The organism is Kribbella sp. NPDC051770 (assembly GCF_040681455.1).
Lineage (GTDB): Bacteria > Actinomycetota > Actinomycetes > Propionibacteriales > Kribbellaceae > Kribbella.
This window is the reverse complement of sequence record NZ_JBFAYT010000004.1, coordinates 273,584-298,876: the sequence shown is the minus strand read 5'-3', so window position 1 is coordinate 298,876 and position 25,293 is coordinate 273,584. Positions and strand designations below refer to the sequence as shown.

Sequence of the window (25,293 nt, the reverse complement as noted above, 5' to 3'; positions counted from 1 at the left end):
TCTTTTGAAGAGCAAGTAATAAGTTTGTCCACAGGACTCGCGGACCATCTGCGGTGGGTCGATCTCACGCGGTAATCTCGCCAGGGTGACCAAGTCACGAGACCGGGACGGACGCGGCAGCCACCTGCGGCTGGTCGGCTCCACCCCCGGGCCGAACCCTCCGCCCACCGCGGGTGTCGACGACGCCGACACCACGCCGAGCGTCGCCGTGCTGGACACCCTGCAGGAGACCCTGCTGCTCGACCTGGCCGCGGCGCCGCCGGCCCTGCACCCGGTGATCGCCGAGGCGTCGGTGGCGCGCTCGGCCGCCCTGCTCGCCGACCAGCTCTGGCCCGCCGGCCGCCCCGACGAGATCGGTGAGGTCGAGCGCTTCTTCTGGGCCGACGCCGCCCGCGTCCTCGGCGAACGCCGCGACGTGGATTCCTTTGTCCTGCTGACGAGTCTGGCCCGTACGGTCGGCCCGGCGGGCCGGCTGCCGCTGCAGCGCGCGCACCTGTCGCGGGGCCGGACGCAGTACGACGTACCGGAGTGGGTGTCGCGGATCGCCGGTTTCCGGCTGACCAGCGCGATCGTCTCCGAGGACGTGACGGGCGACGGGTTGAGCGTCGTACTGGACTACGACGACGAGCACCACCCGCACACGCTGGTGGTCTTCGTCGACAACAACCTGGGCGCGATCGCCAAGGACGTCTTCGTCGGCCCGCCCGTCGACCGCGTGGTCGAGGCGTACCAGCGCGGCGGCCGGGTCACCGTCCGCACGGTCCGCCCGGCGACCGCCGCGGGCATCATCCTGCAGGCGCTCGGCTACACCCACGACCACGACGAGCCGCCGGTCACCGAGGACTTCGAGTTCTTCTCGGGTTTGCTGGTCAACCGCCTCACCCAGCTGCCGGAGCGTCCGGTCCGCCCGCCGATCCGCCCGCTGCTGTCACCGCGCCAGCGCGAGCAGCTCGTCGAGGAGTTCCTCGCGTCGCCGTACGCCGAAGACCTGCCCGACGACACCGGCGACATCGCCCACCTGTGGATCGACCATGCCGTCGACCGCACCGTCGGTGGTCCCCTGCGGGTCAGCGCCGTCCTCGTCGAGCTCTTCCTGGCCAACTGGCTCCCTCGCAAAGTCCTTGCCAACAGCACCTACTTCGGCCACGTCCCGCCGGTCGTCAAGGCCTGGCTCCGGTTCGCCGGCGACCGCACCCAGCTGGACCTGGACGCCATCGAGGAAGCGGTCGACGCCGTCGACGTCTGGACCCCGGCCCTGGAGGCCGCGGCGCTGGACGACCCCATCGCCGGCGAACGAGTCTTCCTCGACGAAACCAGCACCGACCTCGACGAGGCCTACCGCTCCCTCTCCGGCCTGGGCACCCCACCCCGCCCCGACCTCGAAGGCCTCGACAAGACCCAGGCCGCGACGCTGTCGGTCCTGGCCCCCCACGCCTGGCTCCTGGCCGGCGAGACCCTGGGCATCCCGTACGCCCCCGACGCCTTCGCCATCGCCGAACGCCTGGTCCGAGAAGCCCCCGACCTCCTCACCAAGGCTCGCCTCTCCACCTGGCCCCGAGCCATCGTCTGGCACCTGGCCCACCACCACCGCCTGGTCGGCCCTGGCGAACCGATGACCCCCCACACGCTGGCCGCCGACCTGGCGTCCTCACCTCCCACCCTCCGCAAAACCACGAAGCTCCTCACCGACACCCTGGTCCTCCCGCGGTAGGGAACGCCACGGCTGGGCGCCGGTGTGGAACGCTGCAGGTATGGAAGCAGTCAGCACGTTGGCCATCGGTGTTGAGCTTCACCTCGTACCGACAGCCGAAGGCGGCCGCGACACCGCGCTCTCCGGCGGCCACGCTCTTGCCGATCGCTTCGCCTATCGGCCGAACTGGGGGCTGCCACGGTGGGGCCCCGGTGAACAGACCGCGGGCCCGGTCCTCGGCTTCTCCACCACCGACATCCAGCCCGGCGAATCCACCCGAGCAGTCCTCGTCCCTACGATTCCCGATCACTTCCCCACCTGGCGCATGGTCCAGCGCGGCGACGTCCTCCGCATGTACGAAGGCCCGCGGGTCTGCGGCCTGGGAACAGTCGTCTGGGTCGAGACGGCAAGCTGGCCGATGCCGGCGTACGAGCAGGAGAAGCTCACTCGCTGGCTGAGCGAGGCCTAGCCCGTACCGCCCCCACTGGGGCATCCCACCCTGGTCCCCGGCGAACAAACCGACGGTCCCGTCCTTGGCCACCTCCTCGTGTCCGTGCAGCCGCAACTTCTCCTCTGGCACAAGTACGCCGTGTTCGTGGGGTGAGCGCAATACGGCGCTAGGCTCCAATTGAAGATTCAACTGGAGTGGAGGTCCGGGATGAAGATCGGGTTTGCTGTGCCGGCGCTCGGGGACGTGGCGCCCGCGGTCGGGCGGGTGGCGGAGTTCGCCCGGGAGGCGGAGCGGGCCGGAGCGGCGAGCCTGTGGGTGGGGGACCGGAACTTCGCGGCCGTGAATCCGAAGGTGGGGGCCGGTGGGCGCGGGAACACGATCCCGGTCGAGTACTGGACGGCCGCGGACCCGTTCGTCGCGCTCGCTGTGGCCGCGGCGGCGACCGAGCGGGTGCGGCTCGGGACGCATGTGCTGATCGCGCCGCTCTATCCGCCGGTGCAGCTGGCGCGGAGTCTGACGACGCTCGACCTGGTCAGCGGCGGGCGGCTGATCCCGGGCTTCGGCGTCGGGTGGTCGCCCGAGGAGTACGAGGCGGCAGGTCTCGACTTCCACCAGCGCGGCGCCCGCCTCGACGAACTGCTGGACGTGCTCGACCTGCTCTGGACCGAGAACCCGGTCGAGTACCACGGCAAGCACCTCGAGCTCCCGCTCCAGCACGCCCCGCTGAAGCCGGCCCAGCAGCCGCACCCGCCGATCCACCTCGGCGGATCCGCGCCCGCGTCGCTGGAGCGGATCGGGCGGCGGGCCAGTGGATGGTTGCCGCTGGCCATGGTCCCGGTGTTCGTCAACGTCGACCTGCTGCTCGCCGAGCGCGCCGCCATCGACACCGCCGCCCGCGCCGCCGGCCGCGACCCCGCGGAGATCGACACCGTCCTCCGGGTCAACGTCGTCGCCGGCACCCCGACCACCCAGGTCGTCGACACCATCCACACAGTCGCCGACCGCACCGGCATCGACCACTTCCTGATCGACTCGATGTCCCTCCCAACCGTCGACGCCACCCTCGACCTGGTCACCGAGGTGATGAAACTCGTCAACCAGGGCTGACGGCGGACGCCCACCACCTTCCAACGAACCCGACGAGAGCCACTCCCCGCCTGACCAACCCGACGAAGCCGTGAAACCACCGGGTTAGTGGGTGATGGGCGTCGCACCGAGACCCTCCCCACCCAGGCGGGATGCTGACGGATGGACGGCCGGCCGATCGCCAAAGCCGTCCGCCCGACCGCCACGCCCGAGCAGAGCACGCCCCGCTCATGCGCCTCCGCTCACGTACCCACCCGGTCTGCCCCCACCTCGCCCGCTCCGCCCGCCCCGCGTCACCCGCCCGCCCCGCTCGGTGTCGCGTCGACATCCACCACTGATCAACGGTCACAAGCGGAGCGACTCCCCGCCTCGCGGTTGCGGCGGAGGTGCGTCGGCGGCGGGTTGGTCAGTGGTGGGTGTCGGCGCGAGCCGCTCGCCCGCCTGCCGGCGTAGCTCGCCTCGCCTGCTTCGCCCGCTCCGCACGCCGCGCCTCGCCTCGCCCGCCTGACCGGGCTGGCCCTGCCTCGCCCGCCCGCTCCGCTCGCCTTGCCTCGCCCCTCCTCGCCCCGCCCGTCTGGCTCGCCCGGTCGCTCCGCTCGGCGTCGCGTCGACATCCACCACTGATCAACGGTCACAAGCGGAGCGACTCCACGCCTGGCCGTCGCGTTTGAGGTGCGTCGGCGGCGGGTTGGTCAGTGGTGGGTGTCGGCGCGACCCGCCCGCCCGCGTGCCGGCGCTGCCCGCCCCGCCCCGCCCACTCCGCACGCCGCGACCCGCCCGCCTGCACCCCCCGCCCGTCCGGCCCGCTCTCGCCGAGCGTCGCCGGTTGGTTACCGGCGGGCGATGACCAACCCTCCAGGGTGGACCAGCCACCGTGGAAGTTGAGGCGAGGCGGACAATGGAGGCATGCATGTGCGCGCGCCGGAGCTCAAGGGTCGGGGTTGGCTGAACACCGGGGGCAGTGAGCTGAAGCTCGCTGACTTTCGTGGGCGGTTTCTGCTGCTCGACTTCTGGACGTTCTGCTGTATCAACTGCCTGCACGTGCTCGACGAGTTGCGGCCGCTGGAGGAGAAGTACGGCGACGCGCTGGTGATCGTCGGCGTGCACTCGCCGAAGTTCGCGCACGAAGGTGAGGAGGCGGCGGTGAAGTCGGCCGTCGAGCGGTACGAGGTCGGGCACCCGGTGCTCGACGACCCCGAGCTCGTCACCTGGCAGAACTACACCGCTCGCGCCTGGCCGACCCTCGTGCTGGTCGACCCGAACGGCTACATCGTCGCCCAGTACTCCGGCGAGGGCCACGCGCACGCGCTCGACGCGCTGCTCGAAGAGCTGATCGCCGAGCACGAGCAGGCGGGCACGCTGACCCGCGGCCGGTCGCCGTACGTCGCCCCGGTAGCGGAGCCGACCGAGCTGCGCTTCCCCGCCAAGGTGATTGCCTCAGGCAAGGGATTCTTGGTCGCCGACGCCGGGAACCACAGCGTCGTCGAGCTCGCCGAGGACGCCCAGACCGTCGTACGCCGCTTCGGCAGCAAGACCCGGGGCTTCGCCGACGGCGCGCCCGCCGACGCGTCGTACTCGGAGCCGAACGGGCTGACCCTGCTCCCGGACGACGTTGCGAAGACGGTCGGGTACGACGTGGTCGTGGCCGACACCGTGAACCACGCGCTGCGCGGCATCACGCTCAGCACGGGCGAGACCCGGACGCTGGTCGGTACCGGCAAGCAGTGGATGGACGGCGACGGGACCGACGTCCTCAGCTCGCCGTGGGACGTGGCGTGGTGGGACGGCAAGGTGTGGATCGCGATGGCCGGCGTGCACCAGCTGTGGACGTTCGACCCGCTGACCGGGGTCACCGAGGTCGCAGCCGGTACGACGAACGAAGGGCTGCGCGACGGCGCCCTGAAGGAGGCGTGGTTCGCGCAGACCAGCGGGCTCGCGGCCGACGGCGACCGGCTGTGGCTTGCGGACTCGGAGATCTCCGCGCTGCGCTGGGTCGACGACGAGGTGCACACCGCGGTCGGGACGGGGCTGTTCGATTTCGGGCTGCGCGACGGGAAGGCCGAGGAGGCGCTGCTGCAGCACCCGCTCGGTGTCACGGCGCTGCCCGACGGGTCGGTCGCGGTGCTCGACACGTACAACGGCGCCGTGCGGCGGTACGACGTACGGCAGAACCTGGTCGAGACGATGGCCACGGGGCTCGCGGAGCCGAGCGGGGCTGTTGTCGTGGGCAACGAACTGCTGGTCGTCGAGTCGGCGGCGCATCGGCTGACCCGGGTGCCGCTCGGCGCTTCCGCGCAGGTCGACGAGTTCAGCACGCGCTCGCAGCGGCCGCCGATGGAGATCGCCGGGGGAGAGGTCACCCTGGAGGTGGTGTTCACGCCGCCGCCGGGGCAGAAACTCGACACCCGCTACGGGCCGTCGACGCGGCTCCTGGTCTCGTCCACGCCCGAGAACCTCCTGCGCGAAGGTGCCGGCGACACTACGGATCTGACGCGGCGCTTGGTGATCGACGAGCGAGTAGGTGACGGCGTCCTCCACGTCGCCGTCCAGGCCGCCTCGTGCGACGACTCCGACGCGGTCGAGTTCCCGGCGTGCCACATGCACCGCCAGGACTGGGGCGTCCCGGTGGTCGTCACCGCCGGCGGGCCGGCGCGCCTGGAGCTGGTCCTCTCCGGCGCCACCAACTGAGCAGACGGCCGGCCCCGTGGTGCCCACCTGAGCACCCCGAGGCCGGCCGTTGCCGGTAGGAGTTGTTACTCCTTGATGTCGCGGTGGTGTTCCTCGACGACGCGGTACTCCTCCTCGACCGCCGGGTCGAGGGACTCGTTCGGGACTCGGCGCCGGCGGTTGGTGATGTAGAAGGAGAGCACGATGCCGAGTGCTCCGGCGAGCAGGAAGATGTAGCCGACGACGGTCAGGTCGACCGCGTCCCAGGAGTCGCGGACGGCGAACGCGAGGATCGCGCCCACCACCATCAGGAAGATCCCCACACCGATGCTCATCAGAGCCTCCTCGTGAAGTCGTTCGACACTGTCGACGCTACTCCCGCCCGCGGGCGGAATCCATCAACGACGGGTGTCGATCACGCCACTTGCGAAGGCCAGGTACCCGGGGGCAAACCTGGGCGGCCCGGCGAGTGACCCGCCGGGCCCCGGGAGGCCGCCGGCTCACGAGCCGCGGGCCGTCAGCTCCACGTCGCCCGACACCGTCGTGGCCTTGATGGTGTGGTCGGCCTGCAGCGCATCCCCGAGGCCGTTTTCGACCTCACCGCTGCGGGTGTCGGTCTCGACGCGATAGGCGCCGCTCGGCGCGCTGACCTCGACGTCGCCGCTCGTCACGTCGGCCGTGACGTCGTTGGCCTCGGCGAGATCCAGCGTCAGATCGCCGGACGTCGTCCGGACGTTCACCGGCCCGCCCTTCAGCCCGTTCGCCTCGATGTCGCCCGAGGTGGAGACCACGTCGAGCCGTCCGTTCAGCCGGTCGACCTGCACATCCCCCGAGGTCAGGTCGAGCTTCACGTCGCCCGCGACGTCGGCGAGCTCGATCTCCCCCGAGCGCGACTTCAGGTCGACCGCGCCGGTCCCCGTCAGCTGCAGGTCGCCGCTGCCGTTGTCGCCGCTGATCTTCGTCCCGCGCGGCACGGTCACGATGTAGTCGGCGCGGCAGTGCCAGCCGCAGTCGCCGTTCAGTTTCAGCGTGTCCCCGTCGACCGAGAAGCCGTCGTCGCGCTTGAGCAGCCAGTAGTTCCGCTTCACCTGCACGGTCGTCTCCGAGCTGTCCGAGACCTTCACGGTCACGTCCGAGTTCGGTGAGTCGAGCTGCACGGTGGCGATCCGGTCGCTCACCTCGTGGGTGTCGTCGGACTGCTTGTCGCCCCACGTCCACACGGCCAGGCCGATCCCGGTCACCAGCAGCAGCGCTCCGACCTGCTTGACGTCAGCCATCGTCCGTCCCATCCCTCGTCCCGCCCGATCCCGTCGTCACGACCCTAGGTCGGTACGGCGTACCGCTGGATCCGGCGCGAACCCCCAGCCACCCCTGACCACCACCTAGGGGCACCCGGGGTCAGGACCGGTGCTGACCCCGCAGCACCGCGGCCGGCAGGTCGTCGGTCAGGTTGCCGAAGAACGTCCGCGCCCACAGGTCGGTCCCGTGCCAGTACGGCCCGTCCTCACCGGGCAGCGACTTCGGCGCCGTCCCGGACTTCAGCGCCCGCCGGCACTCCGCGCACAGCGGCAGCGGCACCGTCGTCCCGCCGCTCTCGACCTGCGTCGGCCGCCCGGAAGCCCTTCCGTGCAAGGGATTGAAAGCGCACAGCGGCGGTACGTCGGCCACCTTGCGGTCCGCGGCGATCGCGACCGCGGCGTCGTACTCGCGCCGGGCCTGGTCGAGCAGCACCATCGCGCCGACCAGGTCCACCAGGTCGCGCGACGAGTCGAGCACCTTGCCCGCGGCGGCGTGCGCGTCGAGCGCGGCCTGCTGGTGCTCCAGCCCCTGACCGGCCGCCGACGGCAGCGCCGCCAGCTCCGACCCGAGCGTGGTCAGCTCGGCGGTCGTCTCCTGCGTCAGCCGGCGCCGCCGCTCGGCCGCGACGGTCTGCGCGACGTGCGGCGGGATGCTGAACGCCTTCTCCCGACGCGGCCGACTGCCGGACGAACGCTGCCGCAGCCCGATCACCAGCGCCAGCAGCACGAGCACCACCACGACACCGGTGACCACGATCCCGGTCACCGACCCGACCCCCTCGGAGTCGGAGGAGCCCGACGAGGACTTGGGCGACCCCGGCACCTCCTTGCGATCCACCGGCCCCAGCGCGGGCCCGGCGAGCAGCTCGTAGAAGCGAGCGACAGCTTCAGCCGGCCCGGAGTCGTACCCCGTGTCCTCCAGCGCGTGCGACCGCGCGTTCTGCAGCCGGTCGTCGTCCTCGTCGAGCGCCGCGACGTCGTGCGCCTTGTAGTACGGGAACCGCGAGCCGCCGTCGACCACGACGTACAGGCCGGGCTTGCGCAGCGCGTCGATGACCAGGGTCAGGACGTTCGACTCCTTGCCCTGGAAGGCGTCGCTCGGCGTCAGCGGCAGGATGATCGTGTACACGTCGTACGAGAGCGCCTCGCCCTTGCTCCGCACCGAGGTCCGCAGGTTCTCCGGCAGCCCGGTCCTGTACGCCGCGTCGACGTACAGCGGGTCCTTCGCGAGCGCGGTCGCGATCTCGCGGGCCCGCTCGGCCGGCGTCTCGGCAGCCTCGGCCGGTACGGCGACCAGCGTCAGCAGGCCCAGCAGCATCGCGACGAGCCCGGTCCTAGCGATCAGCGCCTTCACTGCCGTCCTCCTCGTCGGGCGACCAGTGCCGCCAGTCCCAGCACCAGGGCAGCGACCAGCGCGCCGCCCATCAGTCCGATCAGGCCGCCGCCGACGCCGTTCCCGATCGCCTTGCCGACCGTGAACCGCTCCGGCGGGGAGTCCGGCCCGTCCTCGCGCGGCGGCAGCGGTTCGGTCCGGGCCGGGTCGGCGTCGTACCGGTCGTTGACCTTCACCTCGTCGAGGTACTCGCCGAGCAGCTGCGCCGGGGTCTGCTTGGAGTCGCCGTAGGTCCGGCTGGGGCCCCAGGCGTGCACCTGGTGCTCGATACCGGTGGCGATCCAGTCCTCCATCACCAGGTAGAGCCCCGGCTTGCCGTTCGCGGTCGCGAGCCAGCCAGCGAGCAGCTCGGTGTCGCCCTTCTCCAGGTACCAGGTCCCGGTCGGCACCACCGCGACGTACACGGGCACCGGCGAGGTCGCGATCCGCGCCTGCATGGCCTCGACCTGATCGGCGTACGCCGACGTGTACTGCGGGTCGACGTAGACCGGCTGGTCCTTCCACGCGGCGACGGCCGCGGTGATCCGCGGATCGGTCGGCACGGCGCTCCACGCTGTGGCGGGCAACCCGATGACCAGTACGACGGCCGCAAGAGCCAGCGCGCAGGCGCGGCGCAGCATCATCGAACCCCTCCGTACGCCCGCTCGACGCGCTCGGCCAGGTCGTCCGACAGCGCGCCGAAGCCGGTCGCGACCATCGGGCTGTCCTCGGGGTCGAGCTCCCAGTACGGGATCAGGTCGCGGCCGAACAGCCCGGAGGCGCCGGGGACCTGCAGGCCGCGCGGCGTCTCGCCGCGGCTGACGGTCTGCGCGCAGGTCGCGCAGGCCGGGACGTCGGTCTCGTCGGACCAGGCGGCCGTCGCGGTCCCCGAGGGATGCGTCGGATCGAAGAAGCAGGGCGGCTGAACGTCGTTGCCAGAGGCCACGTGATGAGCCTGCCGCGCGAGCACGAACGCCCCGGTCAGCGCGAGCAGCGCCTCCGCGGACGTCCGGCCCGCGTCGGCACCTGATCCCGTCTCGGCCCTGCGCAGGATCTTCGCGGCGTCGAGCCGGGCTCGCGCGTCGTCGCGCCGGTCGAGCTGAGTGCGCGTCGGCTTCTTCAGCCTCTCCAAGGAACTGACCGCACGGCCTGCCTTGGGAATCCATCGATCAGCCTGCGACCGAACAGCGGACAACCTGGTCGCACCTGATGACGACTGCTTCTTGGACGTCACCGGCTTGCGCTTCGACCGCCCCCGCAGCACCGGGACCAGCACCAGCAGGAACCCGATCACCCCACCGACACCCATCCCGGTGAACGCGGTCAGGTCCTCCTTGTCGGTCACCGACCGCCCGGTCCGCGGCGTCCGCGGGGGCGTCAGATCACTCGCCGGGATCACCGGCAACGCACGCCCGTCGAGCGCGGTCGCGGCCTGCTGGATGGTCCGGACGATCTTCGGCGCCGGCCGGTCGACGACCATCCCCCGGTCCGCCTCGTCCTCGGACTGCACGCTGCTCAGGCTCCGCCCTCGCAGCCCACCCGCCCGGAACAGCTCCGCAGTAGTCGCCCAGTAGTCGTCCGACACCGTCGCCACGAGATACAGCCCCGGCTGCCCGGTCCGTGCCTGGAGCAACGTCGGCAGGTCGTACGTGATGTCCTTCAGGTACGGCGTCCGCGGCACGATCGCGACGTACACCGAGAGCCCCGGCGTGGCCACGGCGGCCCGGATCCGGTCCAGCTCGGGCTTCGGGAACGCGACCCGCAGCGCCGGGTCCAGGTAGACGCGGTCCTTGATCCAGGCGGTCGCGATCTGGTCCGGGAGCTCGGGCGGGGCAGCGGCGGGCGCGGTGGCGTGTGCGGGGCCGGCCGGCAGGAACGCCAGTACGGCGAGCAGCACGGCCAGGACACGGAGACGGGCGGACATCGCGCTCACCTTACGTCGACCGGTCGCCTTCACGCCTGCACAGACGTCCGGCGGACGCCCGCGGTTCCGGGTTGGACGCGGCCCTGGCCCGGACAGGGGAGACCAGGCCAGGGACGCGGTGTTTCAGGACGGAAACGTTGCTACAGGTGAGCGCCCCTGGGGAGGCCAGATTGCAATCTGCCCCGACCTGCCCCGAAGAACCCGCCCGACCGTGCCGCCGCACGCAGCGCGGTCGAGCGCCGTACGCGCTCCGGTCGAGCCGCCGCGCGCGGCACCGCGGGCGGGAAGAACGACGTCCTCCGCGGGGAGGGGCTCCCGCGGAGGACGTCGGCCGGGGGCGACTCAGGGGATCGGCGTCAGAACGCCGACTCGGGCAGGTCCATCACGTCGAGGTCGGTCAGCTCGGCCTTGACCCGCTCGGCGCGCACCGTCGGCATCGTCGACCGGACGAACCACTGCGCCGCCGCGATCTTGCCGGTGTAGAAGTCCTGGTCGGCGGCCGACAGCTCGCCGCCCAGCTTCTCCAGCGCGACCTCCGCCTGCCGCAGCATCAGCCACGAGCAGACCACGTCACCGAGCACGTAGAGCAGTCGCGAGGTGTTCAGCCCGACCTTGTAGATGTTGCGCGGGTCACCGTTCTCGGCCTGCGGGTTGCTGGCCATCAGCGCCTGGCCCATCACGCCGAGGATCTTCTGCGCGTCCTCGAGGCCCTTGGCCAGCAGCCCGCGCTCCTCCTTGAGCCGCCCGTTGCCGGCCTCGGAGGTGACGAAGCCCTGGATCTGCTCGGCGAGATGGCCGAGCGCCTGGCCCTGGTCCTTGATGATCTTGCGGAAGAACAGGTCCTGGCCCTGGATCGCGGTGGTGCCCTCGTACAGGGTGTCGATCTTGGCGTCGCGGACGTACTGCTCGATCGGGTAGTCCTGCAGGAAGCCGGACCCGCCGAAGGTCTGCAGCGACTCGGTGCCGAGCAGCGTCCAGGACTTCTCCGAGCCGTAGCCCTTGACCAGCGGCAGCAGCAGGTCGTTGACCCGCTCGGCCAGCTCGTCGTGCTCCCCGGCGTACCGGGCCTGCTCGGCCCGGTCCTGGTACGTCGCGGTGAACAGCACCAGCGCGCGCAGCGCCTCGGCGTACGACTTCTGCGTCATCAGCGAGCGCCGTACGTCGGGGTGGTGGGTGATCGTGACCCGCGGCGCGGTCTTGGCGGCGTTGGTCAGGTCGGCGCCCTGGACCCGCTCCTTGGCGTACTCGAGCGCGTTCAGGTAGCCGGTCGACAGCGTCGCGATGGCCTTGGTGCCGACCATCATCCGGGCGTACTCGATCACCTGGAACATCTGGGCGATGCCGTCGTGCACCTCGCCGAGCAGGTAGCCCTTGGCCGGCGTGGTCTCGCCGAAGGTGATCTCGCAGGTGGTGGAGACCTTGATGCCCATCTTCTTCTCGACGTTGGTGACGAAGGCGCCGTTGCGCTCCCCGGTCAGCTCGCCGGTCTCCAGGTCGAAGTCGTACTTCGGGACGACGAAGAGGCTCAGCCCCTTGGTGCCCGGGCCGCCGACGCCGTCGATGCCCTGCGGGCGGGCCAGCACCAGGTGGACGATGTTCTCCGACATGTCGTGGTCGCCGGAGGTGATGAACCGCTTGACGCCCTCGATGTGCCAGCTGCCGTCGTCCTGCAGCGTGGCCTTGGTCCGCCCGGCGCCGACGTCGGAGCCGGCGTCCGGCTCGGTCAGCACCATCGTGGCGCCCCAGCCGCGGTCGATCATGATCTGCGCGATCTTCTTGTCCCGGTCGGTGCCGTTGCGCCAGAGCACGTGCGCGAAGTTCGGGCCGGCGGCGTAGATGTGCACGGCCGGGTTGGCGCCGAGCACCATCTCGGCCGCGGCCCAGCGCAGCGACGGCGGTGTCGGCTGGCCGCCCAGCTCCGGCGGCAGCTCGAGCTTGAACCACTCGGCGTCCATGTAGGCGTGGTAGCTCTTCGCGAACGACGCGGGCATCGTCACCGCGGAGGTGGCCGGGTCGAAGACCGGCGGGTTGCGGTCGGCGTCCTCGAACGACTCGGCCAGCTCGTTCTTGGCCAGCCGGTCGATCTCGCCCAGCACCTCGCGGGCGGTGTCGACGTCCATGTCGGCGTACGGGCCCTGCCCGAGCACCTCGCCGCGGCCGAGCACCTCGAGCAGGTTGAACTCGATGTCGCGCAGATTCGACTTGTAGTGGCCCACAGTGATCCCTTCGCTGTACCCGCCAGTAACTTGAGTATATACCGGCCGGTAACGAAGGCAAAGCGCAATCGGCCACCAGGCGGAATCCCTGGTGGCCGATTGTCTGTACTGCGGCGTACTGCGGAGCGTTACGGCGTGTAGACCGTGCCGCTGCCGTACAGCGGGTTGGTGAAGCCGGAGATGTAGCTCGCCGCGTTGGATGCGCCGAGGTCGTAGGTCAAGAAGACGCCGTAGCCCTCGTTCTTGGTCCGGGTCGCCAGGCTGGCCGCGTTCGACGAGACGTTGATCTGGACCGCCGCCGGCGACAGCTTGGACTTCGCGGCCGGGCCGCGCGGGACCGACCAGGTGCCGTAGTACGGGTTCCAGGCGTAGTTGAACTTCTCCGCGACGCTCTGGCCGTTGTAGCTGAGCCGGGCCGCGGCCGGGCCGATGTCGTACAGGGTGATGATCTTGTTGGGCAGCTTCTGGCGCAGCGCCGTCACCAGGTAGAAGAAGGAGCTGGCGTTCGGCTGCGGGGTGCCGTTGACGCCGTAGTCGGCGTACTCGTCGTCGAAGTCGATGCCGTCCAGACCGTAACGGTTGACCGCGTCGGCCAGTAGCTGGGCGAACGCGGCGGCGCTGGCCTGGGACTGGAAGTTGGCGAAACCGGCTCCCTGGTGGTTGCCGAGGATCGACAGCAGGACCTTGATCCCCTTGCGCTGCAGGGGCCGGACCTCGGTCTCGACGTTGTCGAGCACCCGCTGGACGTTCTCGTTGAAGTGCAGGTACGCCTTCGAGCCGTCGTAGTTGATGTTCGCCGCGAAGATCACCGCGATGTCGAAGACCTGGGCACCACCGTTGGCCAGCGTGTACTTGCCGACGTTCAGCATGCTGTTGTTGTTGACCTCGACGTAGGCGACCGAGATCGGGCCGTTCTTCGCGCGCGGCCGGCACTCGGCGGCCGCGGCGGTCAGCGGGACGCCGACCGTGGCGGCGACACCGCCGGCGGCCATCAGGGTCAGCAGACTCCGGCGGCCTAGGAGCTCGTCTTTCATCTCTACCTCTTTCAGGGCGGGAAACGGGCGGAGATAAACCGGTATAGCTCCCCGATCATCGGCGGCCGTGCGGGCTGTGTCAAGGTTCGGACACAGGCGGTGATCAGCCCCTGGGCCGGACTCGCGGTTTGGGAAATGATGGACGAAGATGGTGATGTCAGTGGGAGGAAAGTTACCGGGGGCGAGCGGGGAGAGGACCCGATGAGCAGCTCTGCAGGGACACCGACCGTGGACGTCCGGCGGCACCGCCGGTCGCTGGTCGCCGGCACCGTCGGCAACTTCGTCGAGTGGTACGAGTTCGGCGCCTACGGCTTCTTCGCGACCGTGATCGCGGCCAACTTCTTCAGCGCTACGTCGACCAGTGACGCCGAGAGCCTGATCAAGACCTACGCGTCGTTCGCGCTGGCCTTCTTCTTCCGGCCGGTCGGCGCGGCGATCTTCGGCCGCGTCGGCGACCGGATCGGCCGGCGGCCGACGCTGATCCTGGTGCTGCTGCTGATGACGCTGTCGACCACCCTGATCGGCCTGCTGCCGACGTACGCGACGGTCGGGGCGGCCGCGCCCTGGCTGCTCACGCTGGTGCGGGCGCTGCAGGGGTTGTCGGCGGGCGGCGAGTTCGGCGGCGCGGTCGCGATCATGACCGAGTTCGCGCCGCGCAACAAACGCGGTCTGTACGGCGCGTGGCAGTCGCTGACCGTCGCGCTCGGGCTGCTGGTCGGCGCCGGGCTGGCGGCGATCCTGGCGACCGCGCTGAGCACCGAGGCGCTGCACGACTGGGGCTGGCGGGTGCCGTTCCTGCTCGCGCTGCCGCTGGGTCTGGTGGCGCTGTTCCTGCGGCTGCGGCTCGAGGAGACGCCGAACTTCGCGCGCGTCCAGGCCGTCGAGGAGCGCGAACCGGCCGGCAAGGTGGAGGTCGCGAAGGCGATCGCCCTGGGCATCGGCCGTCTGATGGGCTGGTCCGCGGCGGGGTACACGTTCCTGGTCGTGATGCCGTCGTACCTGCAGTCAACGCTGAACGCGACCTTCCAGCAGGCGCTGGTCGCGACCGTGCTGGCCAACCTCGGGTTCGCGGTGTCGATCATGCCGGCGGGCTGGATCAGCGATCGCGTTGGTCGCCGGCCGGTGATGGTGACGGGTGCGGCACTGGTCGTCGTACTGGCGTTCCCACTGATGAACCTCCTGCAGGACAAGGACTCGTCGAACGCGGCCAAGGGGATCGCGGTCTTCGTCGCCGGCCTTGTGGTCGGCTTGATGGCCGGGCCCGGACCGGCCATGCTGGCCGAGATGTTCACCACGCGGGCGCGCTACACCGGGCTCGGCCTGGCCTACTCGCTGTCGAACGCGGTGTTCTCCGGCTCCGCCGGCCTGATCATCACCGAGCTGATCAAGCGGACCAAGAACATCGACATCCCGGCCTGGTACGTGATGATCACCTGTGCGATCAGCGTCGTCGCGCTGCTGACCCTGCGCGGCGACGACCACCAGCGGGAGCTCAAGGACTGAGATGCGTGTCATCGGACTGATGTCAGGGACCTCGTACGACGCGATCGACGCGGCCGCCGCCGAGCTGTCGTTCGAGGGCGACCAACTGCTGCTGCAGCCGCTCGGGATGCTCAGCCGGCCGTACTCCTCGGAGCTGCGTGACGCGCTGGCCGCGGCGTTGCCTCCGGCAAGTACTTCGCTGGAGGCGGTGACCCGGCTGGACACCGGCATCGGGCAGGCGTTCGCCGAGGTCGCCGTCCAGGCCGTCGAGCAGCTCTGCGGCGGGCACGCCGACCTGATCGTGTCGCACGGGCAGACGGTGTTCCACTGGGTCGACGAGGGCGTCGTCCGCGGAACGCTGCAGATCGGGCAGCCCGCGTGGATCGCGGAGGCGACCGGGACCGCGGTGGTGTCCGACCTGCGGTCGCGCGACGTCGCGGCGGGCGGGCAGGGCGCGCCGTTGGTGAGCCTGTTCGACACGCTGTGGCTGCGCGGCCGCGGCGGTACGCCGGTCGCGCTCAACCTGGGCGGGATCGCCAACATCACCGTCGTACCGGCTGTGGACGAACCCGTTGCCTTCGACACCGGTCCGGCCAACGCGTTGATCGACGCGGTGGTCGGCGAGTTGACGGCTGGGCGGCTCGCGTTCGACGCCGACGGGTTGATGGCCGGGCGTGGCACGATCCACCCCGAGCTGTTCGCGCGGTTGATGGCCGAGCCGTACTACGCGCGGCCGGCGCCGAAGAGCACGGGCAAGGAGCTGTTCCACCTGTCGTACCTGGCCGAGCGGATGCAGGGGTTGCCGGAGATCGCGCCGGACGACGTCGTCGCGACCGTCACCGCGCTGACCGCCCGGACCGTCGCCGACGCCGTCAAGGCGTACGGCGGGACGGAGGTGATCGCCGCGGGCGGCGGCATCCGGAACCCGGCGCTGATGCACCGCCTCGGCTGGGAGCTCGGCGACCTGCCGCTGCTGAGCACCGACGAGCTCGGGCTGCCGTCGGCGGCGAAGGAGGCGTACGCGTTCGCCGTACTGGGCTTCCTGACCGTGCACGGGCTGGCCGGGACGGTCCCGAGCTGCACGGGCGCGCGGCACGCGTCGGTGCTCGGGTCGATCACTCCCGGGCGCGGGCCGTTGCCGCTGACCGCTGCCGCGACGTTCCCGGCGAGCCTGCGGCTGACCTGAGCCGCCGCCGACGGCTGCCCTGCGCTTGACCTGAGCGCGTGTGATCATCCGGCGCATGATCGTGTCGTCGGAGGTCGAGGTGGACGGTCGGCGCGGGTTGCTGACTGTTCCTGGTGATCAGGTGGTCCGCGGCGGGGTGGTCGCGCTGCACGGGTCGAGCAGTTCGTCGTACCGGCAGGTGATCTTCGAGCACCTCGCCGCGACGGTCGCGCCGCTCGGGATCGCGGTCCTGAGCTTCGAGCGAGCCGCTTGGCCGCGGGACGACGTGGACATCCCGTTCAGCGTTCAGGCTTCCGGCGCGGTGGCGGCGTACGACGTGCTGCGCGGTCTGTACGACGTACCGATCGCGTTCTGGGGCGTCAGCCAGGGGACGTGGATCGCCGCGCTGGCCGCGCAGGAGCGCGTCGCGGAGTCGCTGGTGCTGCTCGGGTGCTCGGGGGTGAGTCCGGCTGAGCAGATGCGGCACGCGACGGCGGAGGCGGTGCGACGGGCCGGGTACGGCGAGGAGGCGGTGGGGCAGGCCGTCAGGATTCGCGACGCCGTGGCCGACCTGCTGCGCAGCAGCGCAGAGCCGGAGGCGCCGGCGAGCGCGGAGCGAGCTGCGGTGGTGGAGTTGCTGCAGCGGTCCGCGGGAGAGCCGTGGTTCGACCTGGTCGGACTGACCGCCGACGACCTCACCGGCGACCTCCCCGTCTGGCACGAGCTCGACTTCGCCTCCGAACCCCTCTACGCGACCGTCCGCTGCCCGGTCCTCCTCATCCACGGCGCCGACGAGGCCAACCTCCCGGTCCCGCAGACCCTCGAGGTCTGGCGCCGAGCCGCCGCCACCGCGGGCAACGACCGCGTCGAGCACGTCCTCGTCCCCGACGCCGGCCACTGGCCCGGCACCCCCGACCGCACCCTGGACGGCATCAGCCCGGCGTACACGGAAATCCTCCGCGACTGGTTCCGCGCCTGACTACTCCTGGACCCAGGTGAGGATCTCGTTGGCGGAGTCCTCCGGGGTGCCGTCGCCGGTGACGGAGCGGGGGACGAGCTTGCGGATCTCGACGGCGTCCAGGAGGGCGTCGTCGATCTCGTCCGCGGACCAGCCGCGGGCGGCCAGGCGTTCGCGGCGTACGGCGTCCGGGCAGTCGAGGTGGAGCCAGCGGCCTTCGGGGAGCTGGCTGGGGGTGATCGGGCCGAGGAGGAGCACCGAGACGCCCGAGCGGCGGATGAGTTCGGTGATGCGGAGCCAGAGCGCGTTGTACGCCGGCCAGTGCGGCGCCGCGGCCTGCTCGTCGATCTTGATGCCGAGCAGGCGGCCCTCGTCGTCGAGCAGCTCGTCCATGTCGAGGACGACCAGCCGCTCGCCGCTGAGCCGGAGCAGCTCGGGCACGACGGTGGACTTCCCTGCCCCGGGCGCACCGGTCACGACGTACAACCTGGTCACGGAACCATTGTCCCCGCCGGGGCCCGGCGGCGCGCGTTGACCTTCGAGTGGGGTGAAGGTGTTGGATCAGGGGGTGGTGGACGACCTGCTGAGCATCAGCGCCTTCGCGCGGCGCGTCGGCCTGACCCCGAGCGCGCTGCGCTTCTACGACGACTGCGCGGTACTGCGGCCGGCCGTGGTCGACGAGGGGAACGGGTACCGGTACTACGCGCCCTCGCAGGAGCCGCGCGCCCGGTTGTTGCGCGACCTTCGGGAGATCGACCTGCCGCTGCCCGAGGTGCGCCGGGTGCTCGACGGTGCGCCCGAGGCCGCGGCGGCGGTAGTCGAGGCGCATCTTCGGACGGTCGAACAGAAGGCGGTCAGCACCCGCCAGGCGGCCCAGAGAATCCTCGCCGACCTCACCAGCGCGCCGCCGCGCGTCACCCTCGGTGGCCCGGAGTTGGCGAGCGCAATCCGCCAGGTCACGCCCTCAGCGGCAACTGATCAACTCCTGCCGGCTCTGACCTGCGTACGGATCGAGCTCACCGAAACCGAAGTCACCCTCGTTGCCACCGACCGCTACCGGCTCGCCGTCCGCAAGCTCCATCCCCAGTCCTTCGAAGGCACCCCGGCCGCGATCCTCGTCCCCGCCCCCGACCTCACCAACCTCTCCCGTTGGCTCGCCGCCGCCGACACCGTCGACCTGCAGGCCGGCGCCGCCCTCACCCTCACCACGCCCACCGAGTCCCGCAGCCTCACAGCGGTCGACGCCGAGTACCCCGCCTACCAAGCAATTCTGGAGGGCCTCGAACCACCCGTCACCCGCGTCATCGTCGACCGCACCAGCCTCGCCGACCACCTCGGCACGGATGAGACAGTTGCCCTGAGCATCAACCCTCAGGCCCTCAGCATCGACACCACGTCGATAGACGCGATCACCACCGGCCCTGCGCTCGAGATCACCTTCACCACCCGCCTGCTCGCCGAGGCCCTCGCCACCGGCGTCGGCCCCGACGTCCTGCTCGAGATCCACGCCCCCGACCGCCCCGTCGTCATCCGCTCCGCCGACCAGGGCACCTTCACCACCCTCGTGATGCCCCACGCCCGCTAACCCGGCAGCGTGGTCAGCGGGCGGGCGACCGGCGCCGGGCGCAGCGCCCGGTGCGTGACGACCGCGGCCGCCGCCCAGGCGAGGCCCATCACGACCATCGGGAAAGCATGGCCCGTCTCCTCGTCGAACAGCGCGAACATGGCGAGGTTGACCGCGGTGTGGGCAACCGTCGCGATCGCGAGGTTCGTGCCGCGGGCGGTCTGCAGGACGGCGCCGAGGACGACCGACAGCGAGATCGTCATCAGCAGGAACGCGCCCATGAAGACCGGGCCGTTCGCGAAGCCGCCGACGTGCCAGACGCCCCAGAGGACGCCGACGGTCAGCGACGAGCGCAGTACGCCGTACCGGGTCTGCAGGTAGGGCTGCAGGTACGCGCGCCAGCCGAGCTCCTCCCCGGCGGAGCCGATCAGCATGGTCAGGGTCAGGGCCCAGAACGGGTACTTCTGCTCGTCGAAGTGCAGCGGCTGCCCGGCGATCACGTGGACGAGGACCGAGACGGCGATCGCCGCGGCCACGATGCCGACCACCAGCGCCGACTTCCGCGCGACCACGGCGGCCGGGGTGAAGCGCGCCGCGACGGACGTCGTACGGCGGAACAGCAGGAACATCACCCCGACACCCAGCGCCGGCGCGAACTGCACCAGCTCCAGCAGGTCGGGATCGAGTCCGACGCCGCCCTGGAGCGCGATCATCACGCCGGACAGCAGCAGCGTGGCGACGTAGAACACGGTGACGCGTAGGAACATCTCACTCCTCGTTCAGGTACGGCGCGAGCAGCAGATCGAGCTGGTCGCGCAGGAAATCGGTCAGCGTGCCCCACCCGTTCACGGCCCAGACCTGCAGCGCGCCGTTGAAGCAGACCAGCGTCAGCCGGGCCAGCGCGTCGACGTCGGCGGCCGAAACCAGCTCCCCGGCCTCCTGGGCGGCGCTGAGCATCCGGCGCGTGGTGTCGATGATCGCCGTCGAGTGTGCGAGCGCGTGCGCGCGGAACTCGGGGTCGGCGACGTCGAGCTGGACGAAGCCGAGTCCGTTGCCGAGCTGCTCGCGGCGCTCGATGTGGGCGACGCTCGACAGCGCGAAGTCGCGCAGCGCGGCCAGCGGCGACGTGTTGCGCGCCTCGGCCTCCTCGGCCGCCCGGAGCACCATCAGCGGCGACCGCGCCGCGGACGCGAGCAGCAGCCCGCGCTTGGAGCCGAACCGCTGGATCAGCGTCGGCGCGGACAGCCCGGCCCGCGCTCCGACGGCCGCCAGGGTCAGCTTCAGCGGGCCGAGCTCGGCCAGGACGACGCGGGTCGCGTCGAGGACGGCGTCGTCGTCGATCAGGCGCGGGCGGGCCACGGCGTACTCCCCGGGTAGTTTGTAAACGGCGATTCACTAACTCGGAGACAGTAACAGATCGCTGCCCGATCAGTTATTCGTCAACGACGGCCGACCTCCGCCCTGTGGTTGGGTCTGTGCCGGTCGGTCCTCCGCCCTGGACCTGACATGTCGTCAACGGGAGCCCCACTCATGCGTTTCGCCCGCGTCACCCTCGGCCTGCCGCTCGCCCTGGTGGGGGTGGTCGCCACGCTCGCCGGGGCCGCCTCCGCGTTCTGGCTGGTCGGCCCGGACAGCACCGTCGAGACCGGTGAGCAGCGGCTGGCCGGTCCCGGTCTCGCCGTCGCCACCGCGCCCGACCTGCTCGACCGGCACGGCTTCACGCTGCACGTGACCGCGTCGGGGGAGCGGCCGGTGTTCGTCGGGGTCGGGCACGACCTGGACGTCAGCAGCTACCTCGGCGGGTCGGCGTACACGCGGGTGGTGCGCTTCGACCTGCCGTCGAAGCTCGGGACGCAGGAGATGAAGGGCGGCGTCGAGCGGCTGAACGCGCCGACCGGGCTGGACTGGTGGGTCGCGGACGCGAGCGGCGCCGGGAAGCAGACCGCCGAGTGGGAGACGCAGGACGGCCGGTACGACGTGGTGGTGATGAACGCGGACGGGACGCCCGGGGTGGATGCGGTGGTGACGTTCGGGGTCGAGGTGAAGGGGCTGTTCGGGATCTGTCTGGTGGTGCTGGGGGTCGGGCTGATTCTGGTGTTCCTGGGGGTTTGGTTGCTGATGCCGCGCAGGCGGAAGCCCGAGATCGTCGAGGAACCTCGGGTCGTACCGGCGCCGTTTGTCGTTCCGCCGCTTCCTGCGCGTTCTGCGCCTGCTCCTGAACCTGAAGAGGTCCCCGAAGCGGAGCCCGAGCCTGAACCGGCCCCGACGCCCGCGCCGGCCTCGAAGCCTGCGCCGGCTCCTGAGCCCGAGCCAGAGCCCGAGAAGCGTCCGGCGCCCGTGCCGGGGATCCCCCCGCAGTACCAGGCCCCGGCGTACTCCCCGCCCCGGCTGAAGCGTACGGCGACCGCCCTCACCGGTGGCCTGTTGTTGCTCACAGCAACCAGTTGTGTCGCCGTACCGGAGCAGAACACCAGCACCGGCCCCGCGACCCGCGCCGCCGTCACCGTCGCGGACGGCGTGGCCGTCGTCGAGCACTACAACACCGTCAACAACCAGGCGAACCAGGCCCGCAACGAGAAACTCTCCGAGTCGATCGAGGCCGACCCCACCCTCGCGATGACCCGCGCCGGCTACCAGATCGCCCGCAAGACCGAAGATCCCGGCCAGGCCAAGCCGTTCACCTACACGGATCCCGCGATCGCCGCCCCGCAGTACGGCACGTACCCCATGCGCTTCGTCGTGGCCTCCGGCGTCTCCAACAGCCCGGAAAGCAAGCAGCTGGGCGTCTGGGAACGCACCACCGCAGGCGACCCGTGGGTCCTCAAGTACTCCGTCTACCCCCGGGCATCGGTCAAACTCCCATCCCTGGAAGGCCTCCGGGCTCCCACCAAGACCGACATGAACAAGCTCGCCAGCCTCCCCCAGTCAGCCGCCGCGAACCTCGCCGACTACCTCACCGCCGGCCCCACGTCCCCCAAGGCCGCCCTCTTCACCCCGTCCCCCGGCACGACGGCCCTCCTCACCCAACGCGCCAAGGACAAGATCACCGACACCAAGAAGCCCTACATCGCCACCGCCACCGACACCTTCCGTCCGTCGGGCGACCCCCTCACCTTCATCACCACCGACGGCCACGCCCTGGTCTTCCTGGCCCTCACCGAGCAGTACCTCCAACACATCGAGCCCGGCTCCAACGCCTACTGGACCAGCGGCCCACCCACCGCCTTCAGCAGCTACGTCAAGTACACCCAAACCCTCCACCAGGACTACCTGCACCAGCTCGCGATAGTCATCCCGCCGAAGGGCCAAGGCAAACTCCAAATCCTCTCCCTGGACGGCCAACTCGTCGGAGCCGGCGGCAGCTGAGATCTCGGGTCGCGAGGTCTTGTGGCCCCCGCACCGCAGGACGAAGGTGTGGGGATGGGTGGGAGATGGATCGTTGGACTGGTGGGATTGGCGCTCGCGGTCGGGGGATGCGCGAGCGAGGGGACGCAGAAGGCCGGGACGATGGCGCCGATCGGCGGCCCGGTGAGCCGGGCGCCGGTGAGTGGAGCTCCGCCGAGTCAGACGCCGACCAGTACGCCGTCGACCGCGCCTACGCAGCCGGTGCGGGTGACGCCGGTGACCGAGGTGACGGCGGTCGGGACGAAGACCGCTGAGCAGGACGACGGTGGGTGCGACCCGAACTACAGCGGTGCCTGCGTGCCGATCGCCAGCGACGTGGACTGCTCCAGCGGGAAGGGCAACGGGCCCGAGTATGTGGTCGGGCCCGTTCAGGTCGTCGGCGAGGACATCTACGGGCTCGACGCCAACAATGACGGTGTGGGCTGCGAGAACGGCTAGCGCAGGTCGGCTCGCACCGTTGCGCCGTGCAAGTGGTGGGTGGTGAACGTCAGGCGGGTGCCCAGCAGCGTGTGGGTCAGGCGGACGGCTGGGTTGGGGGTTGTCAGCGTGAGCCAGCGGCCGGGGACCAGCACAGGGATTGTTGTGCGGGTGAAGGTGGGGTCGGAGACGGCGACGGTGAGTTGGCGGCCGTGTGAGCGGGTCAGGACGGAGGTCGGGCCGTCGAGGATCAGGCCGGGGAGTAGGTGGGGGCCTGACGCGAAGGTGTTGGCGGCGGTGAGGGTGCCGGACTGGATCGCCTGGGCTCGGCGGGTGTTGGTGAGGATGCGCACCGGGCGGTGGCCGGCGAGTTGGGTGCGGGTGGCGTTGGGGAGGAGCGAGTAGGCGTGCGACGTCAGCTCGCCGGCGGCGTGGTCGAGGGTCAGGGAGAAGACGTTGCGGGTGACCGCGGTGTCCGGGTTCGAGGTACGGATGACTCGGCGGCTGCGGGTGATCTGGTCCTGGGCGACGCGGGTCCTCAGAGAACCGTGGAAGTAGTAGCCGACTGACTGGGTGCCGTTGGAGTAGTGGAGCCAGCGCAGGTCGGCAACCCCGGGGCCCGTCCAGCGGCGGCCGTTGCGGAGGACGCCTTCGACAGCCGCCGGTACGACGGAAGGCCGCGCGTCAACAGTCGTCGTCGCCGCCCGCGAAGCGTCACCGACGCCCGCGGCGAGGACGACGATCTGGTCGTCGAGCAGGAACCACGACTTCGTCGCGGACGCGTTCCGGTAGGTCACGAAGTCGTCGGGCAGCTCGGCGCGGTGCGCGTACGCGTAGTCGTCGGACTGCACCCACCCGACCGCCCCCAGCGCGTCCAGCGTCGCGCCGCCGGAGTGCCGGTTCGTGCCGACCGGGAAGTACACGTAGGTGTTCTGCGACTCCGACGACGCGGTGAAGTTCAGCGGGTGCGTCGGGTTGTCGTAGTACGCCGTCCCGTACAGCGCCGGCACCGACTGGCGCATCTCGACCGGCGCGGTCACACCCGCGAGCCCGTACGGCGACACGGTGGTGAAGTAGTCGACGCCGTACGCCTGCGTCTGGTCCTGCCCGCTCAGGTAGAGGTAGTACGCGCCGTCGCCCTGGAACCACGGCAGCAGGTTCTCGCCGCTCATGTACTCGTACTTGCTGATCCGCTCCGAGCTCCGCGCCAGCGCGAACGCGTAGCCGGGTCGCCGGTGCACCGTCTTGTCCATCGCGTTGAACGCCACCGACGACGCCGCCGGGTTGAGGTCCGCGGCCACGATCGAAGAATCTGCGACGATCTCCGCGAACCGCCCGACGCTGACCGGTGACACGAAGCTGTTCGGGTTCAGCGTCGGCCGCGCGGTGAACTTCACGTACGACCGCAGTCGCGCAGCATCCGCCGCCGAGGCGTAGTCGGCGAGGTCGACGACCGCCTCGATCACCACCGCGACGTCGTCGTACCCGGTCCCGGGCCGCGAGACCGCGCGGCCCTTGACGATCTCCATCATCCAGCCCTCGAAGATCAGCGGCGCGAACCCGGTCTCGACCCAGCCCTGCACGACCTTCACCAGGTCCCCACTCGTCGCGTACGCCGTACCGTCGAGCAGCTTGACGGTCTGGACGACGCGGCTGAGCAGGCCCTTGCCGTACGAGCCGGTGTACGCGACCGAGCTGTGCTGGATGAACGACCCGTCCGCGTAGTACCCGTCGGTGACCCCGTGCCGCAGGTCGTACGGATCGATCGTCGCGAACACGGTGAACTGGTCCTGCAGCGCCTTCCGGATCCGCGCGTCGTCGCCGAGCAGCGCGCCCTGGACGATCCGGTTGGTGGTGATGTCGGCGAGGTTGGCGCCGGTGTGGAAGCGCGAGTCGAGGTTCACGTCGCCGTTGGTGCCGTTGCGCAGGTACGCGTCCATCGAGGCGACGTACGTCGTGACCAGGTCCTGCGGCGCGTCGAGCAGCGCGAGGGTCTTGCCGGCGAAGCCGGAGATGCCGATCTCCCAGGTGAACCAGTTGCCGTAGTACCCCTTCGCCTGGTCGCCGTAGTAGTTCGCGTGCAGCCAGGTCAGCTTTTCGAGCACCCTGGCCCGGATCGCCGCGTTGCCCTGCAGCTCGGAGGCCGGCCCGGGGCGGCGTACGGCGAGCGCGATCTCGTACAGGTGCTGGTACGACGCGCTGAGGTTCGGGTCGCTGGTCCCGAGCGGGAGCCCGGCGAACGCCTCGGTCGCGCCCGCGCGGTCCATCGCGGACAGCCAGGTGCGGGCGGTCTGGTCCATCGCGGCGAGCTTCGCGGCGACCGCGGGCCGGGCGTTGGACTCGGCGGTCCCGGTGAAGATGCCGGCCAGGTTGGTCAGCAACTGCTCCGGACCGGCGTCGGCAGCCTCACCGGCGACGACGGGATCAGCTGCGGACGCGACCGCGGGATGGACCGCGGTCAGCAGCGTGGCGGCGGGGACGAACGACAGCAGGCGGCGGCGACTGAGTTCCACAACGACTCCCGGGCGAAAGGGAAGAACCTCACGCGCTGAGTCAACCAGCCG

Annotated in this window: 21 protein-coding genes; 10 read left to right on the top strand and 11 right to left on the bottom strand. The window is 70.8% G+C overall.

The window, feature by feature from the left end:
* The first annotated feature begins 85 nt into the window (after positions 1 to 85).
* The 4 genes from AB0M01_RS16245 to AB0M01_RS16230 all read left to right on the top strand — a co-directional run bounded on the left by AB0M01_RS16245 (position 86) and on the right by AB0M01_RS16230 (position 5,915).
* The gene (locus AB0M01_RS16245) at positions 86 to 1,711 is read left to right on the top strand and encodes a hypothetical protein (RefSeq protein WP_363669968.1); all 1,626 of its coding nucleotides are present in this window, start codon (positions 86 to 88) and stop codon (positions 1,709 to 1,711) included.
* Between the two features lie 40 nt (positions 1,712 to 1,751).
* Positions 1,752 to 2,159 carry a hypothetical protein gene (locus AB0M01_RS16240; RefSeq protein WP_363669966.1) on the top strand — a complete coding sequence of 136 codons (408 nt, stop codon included), beginning with the start codon at positions 1,752 to 1,754 and terminating at the stop codon, positions 2,157 to 2,159.
* 189 nt (positions 2,160 to 2,348) lie between these two features.
* Positions 2,349 to 3,248 (top strand): TIGR03619 family F420-dependent LLM class oxidoreductase, encoded by a 900-nt coding sequence (locus AB0M01_RS16235; RefSeq protein ID WP_363669964.1) that lies wholly within the window; start codon positions 2,349 to 2,351, stop codon positions 3,246 to 3,248.
* Between the two features lie 885 nt (positions 3,249 to 4,133).
* Positions 4,134 to 5,915: an NHL domain-containing thioredoxin family protein gene (locus AB0M01_RS16230; protein ID WP_363669962.1), complete on the top strand. Its 1,782-nt coding sequence runs from the start codon at positions 4,134 to 4,136 to the stop codon at positions 5,913 to 5,915.
* 65 nt (positions 5,916 to 5,980) lie between these two features.
* On the opposite strand, the gene AB0M01_RS16225 is transcribed toward AB0M01_RS16230, so the two are convergent.
* From AB0M01_RS16225 to AB0M01_RS16195, 7 genes are all read right to left on the bottom strand, one after another.
* Positions 5,981 to 6,229, bottom strand: coding sequence for a DUF6458 family protein (locus tag AB0M01_RS16225; RefSeq protein ID WP_363669960.1), 249 nt, complete (start codon positions 6,227 to 6,229; stop codon positions 5,981 to 5,983).
* A 165-nt stretch (positions 6,230 to 6,394) separates the two neighbouring features.
* On the bottom strand, positions 6,395 to 7,171 hold the full coding sequence (locus AB0M01_RS16220; RefSeq protein ID WP_363669958.1) for a DUF4097 family beta strand repeat-containing protein: 777 nt from the start codon (positions 7,169 to 7,171) through the stop codon (positions 6,395 to 6,397).
* Positions 7,172 to 7,292: 121 nt separating this feature from the next.
* The gene (locus AB0M01_RS16215) at positions 7,293 to 8,546 is read right to left on the bottom strand and encodes a hypothetical protein (protein WP_363669956.1); all 1,254 of its coding nucleotides are present in this window, start codon (positions 8,544 to 8,546) and stop codon (positions 7,293 to 7,295) included.
* Entirely contained in the window at positions 8,543 to 9,208 is a 666-nt protein-coding gene (locus tag AB0M01_RS16210; protein ID WP_363669954.1) for a hypothetical protein, read from the bottom strand. The genes AB0M01_RS16215 and AB0M01_RS16210 overlap by 4 nt, the downstream gene beginning before the upstream one ends.
* Positions 9,205 to 10,488, bottom strand: coding sequence for a hypothetical protein (locus AB0M01_RS16205; protein ID WP_363669952.1), 1,284 nt, complete (start codon positions 10,486 to 10,488; stop codon positions 9,205 to 9,207). The genes AB0M01_RS16210 and AB0M01_RS16205 overlap by 4 nt, the downstream gene beginning before the upstream one ends.
* A 356-nt stretch (positions 10,489 to 10,844) precedes the next feature.
* Positions 10,845 to 12,704: an acyl-CoA dehydrogenase gene (locus tag AB0M01_RS16200; protein ID WP_363669950.1), complete on the bottom strand. Its 1,860-nt coding sequence runs from the start codon at positions 12,702 to 12,704 to the stop codon at positions 10,845 to 10,847.
* Positions 12,705 to 12,832: 128 nt separating this feature from the next.
* Entirely contained in the window at positions 12,833 to 13,738 is a 906-nt protein-coding gene (locus AB0M01_RS16195) for an endo-beta-N-acetylglucosaminidase H (RefSeq protein WP_363669948.1), read from the bottom strand.
* Positions 13,739 to 13,939: 201 nt separating this feature from the next.
* Between AB0M01_RS16195 and AB0M01_RS16190 the strand changes: the two genes are divergently transcribed.
* The 3 genes from AB0M01_RS16190 to AB0M01_RS16180 are packed head-to-tail and all read left to right on the top strand — an operon-like array spanning position 13,940 to position 17,364.
* On the top strand, positions 13,940 to 15,241 hold the full coding sequence (locus AB0M01_RS16190) for an MFS transporter (protein ID WP_363669946.1): 1,302 nt from the start codon (positions 13,940 to 13,942) through the stop codon (positions 15,239 to 15,241).
* Position 15,242: 1 nt separating this feature from the next.
* The gene (locus AB0M01_RS16185) at positions 15,243 to 16,406 is read left to right on the top strand and encodes an anhydro-N-acetylmuramic acid kinase (protein WP_363669944.1); all 1,164 of its coding nucleotides are present in this window, start codon (positions 15,243 to 15,245) and stop codon (positions 16,404 to 16,406) included.
* Positions 16,407 to 16,461: 55 nt separating this feature from the next.
* On the top strand, positions 16,462 to 17,364 hold the full coding sequence (locus tag AB0M01_RS16180; protein ID WP_363669942.1) for an alpha/beta hydrolase: 903 nt from the start codon (positions 16,462 to 16,464) through the stop codon (positions 17,362 to 17,364).
* On the opposite strand, the gene AB0M01_RS16175 is transcribed toward AB0M01_RS16180, so the two are convergent.
* Positions 17,365 to 17,838: an AAA family ATPase gene (locus AB0M01_RS16175; RefSeq protein WP_363669940.1), complete on the bottom strand. Its 474-nt coding sequence runs from the start codon at positions 17,836 to 17,838 to the stop codon at positions 17,365 to 17,367.
* A gap of 52 nt (positions 17,839 to 17,890) precedes the next feature.
* Here AB0M01_RS16175 and AB0M01_RS16170 point away from each other — a divergent pair, with 52 nt between their 5' ends.
* Positions 17,891 to 18,928 (top strand): MerR family transcriptional regulator, encoded by a 1,038-nt coding sequence (locus tag AB0M01_RS16170; RefSeq protein WP_363669938.1) that lies wholly within the window; start codon positions 17,891 to 17,893, stop codon positions 18,926 to 18,928.
* Here the strand turns inward: AB0M01_RS16170 and AB0M01_RS16165 are convergent.
* Positions 18,925 to 19,674, bottom strand: a complete 750-nt coding sequence (locus tag AB0M01_RS16165; protein ID WP_363669936.1) for a type II CAAX endopeptidase family protein — start codon at positions 19,672 to 19,674, stop codon at positions 18,925 to 18,927. The two genes, AB0M01_RS16170 and AB0M01_RS16165, sit on opposite strands and share 4 nt — an antisense overlap.
* A gap of 1 nt (position 19,675) precedes the next feature.
* A complete protein-coding gene (locus AB0M01_RS16160; RefSeq protein WP_363669934.1) occupies positions 19,676 to 20,266 on the bottom strand; it encodes a TetR family transcriptional regulator in 591 nt (196 codons plus the stop codon).
* A gap of 171 nt (positions 20,267 to 20,437) precedes the next feature.
* Here AB0M01_RS16160 and AB0M01_RS16155 point away from each other — a divergent pair, with 171 nt between their 5' ends.
* The gene (locus tag AB0M01_RS16155; protein WP_363669932.1) at positions 20,438 to 22,273 is read left to right on the top strand and encodes a hypothetical protein; all 1,836 of its coding nucleotides are present in this window, start codon (positions 20,438 to 20,440) and stop codon (positions 22,271 to 22,273) included.
* 54 nt (positions 22,274 to 22,327) lie between these two features.
* Entirely contained in the window at positions 22,328 to 22,750 is a 423-nt protein-coding gene (locus AB0M01_RS16150; protein ID WP_363669930.1) for a hypothetical protein, read from the top strand.
* Here the strand turns inward: AB0M01_RS16150 and AB0M01_RS16145 are convergent.
* Positions 22,747 to 25,242, bottom strand: a complete 2,496-nt coding sequence (locus AB0M01_RS16145) for a polysaccharide lyase family 8 super-sandwich domain-containing protein (protein ID WP_363669928.1) — start codon at positions 25,240 to 25,242, stop codon at positions 22,747 to 22,749. The two genes, AB0M01_RS16150 and AB0M01_RS16145, sit on opposite strands and share 4 nt — an antisense overlap.
* Between the last annotated feature and the right edge of the window lie 51 nt (positions 25,243 to 25,293).

Coding starts and splice junctions, on each gene's coding strand:
- AB0M01_RS16210 (WP_363669954.1), bottom strand. CDS start 9,208: ATGATGCTGCGCCGCGCCTGCGCGCTGGCTCTTGCGGCCGTCGTACTG.
- AB0M01_RS16185 (WP_363669944.1), top strand. CDS start 15,243: ATGCGTGTCATCGGACTGATGTCAGGGACCTCGTACGACGCGATCGAC.
- AB0M01_RS16235 (WP_363669964.1), top strand. CDS start 2,349: ATGAAGATCGGGTTTGCTGTGCCGGCGCTCGGGGACGTGGCGCCCGCG.
- AB0M01_RS16240 (WP_363669966.1), top strand. CDS start 1,752: ATGGAAGCAGTCAGCACGTTGGCCATCGGTGTTGAGCTTCACCTCGTA.
- AB0M01_RS16155 (WP_363669932.1), top strand. CDS start 20,438: ATGCGTTTCGCCCGCGTCACCCTCGGCCTGCCGCTCGCCCTGGTGGGG.
- AB0M01_RS16190 (WP_363669946.1), top strand. CDS start 13,940: ATGAGCAGCTCTGCAGGGACACCGACCGTGGACGTCCGGCGGCACCGC.
- AB0M01_RS16165 (WP_363669936.1), bottom strand. CDS start 19,674: ATGTTCCTACGCGTCACCGTGTTCTACGTCGCCACGCTGCTGCTGTCC.
- AB0M01_RS16225 (WP_363669960.1), bottom strand. CDS start 6,229: ATGAGCATCGGTGTGGGGATCTTCCTGATGGTGGTGGGCGCGATCCTC.
- AB0M01_RS16220 (WP_363669958.1), bottom strand. CDS start 7,171: ATGGCTGACGTCAAGCAGGTCGGAGCGCTGCTGCTGGTGACCGGGATC.
- AB0M01_RS16180 (WP_363669942.1), top strand. CDS start 16,462: ATGATCGTGTCGTCGGAGGTCGAGGTGGACGGTCGGCGCGGGTTGCTG.
- AB0M01_RS16205 (WP_363669952.1), bottom strand. CDS start 10,488: ATGTCCGCCCGTCTCCGTGTCCTGGCCGTGCTGCTCGCCGTACTGGCG.
- AB0M01_RS16230 (WP_363669962.1), top strand. CDS start 4,134: ATGCATGTGCGCGCGCCGGAGCTCAAGGGTCGGGGTTGGCTGAACACC.
- AB0M01_RS16150 (WP_363669930.1), top strand. CDS start 22,328: ATGGGTGGGAGATGGATCGTTGGACTGGTGGGATTGGCGCTCGCGGTC.
- AB0M01_RS16195 (WP_363669948.1), bottom strand. CDS start 13,738: ATGAAAGACGAGCTCCTAGGCCGCCGGAGTCTGCTGACCCTGATGGCC.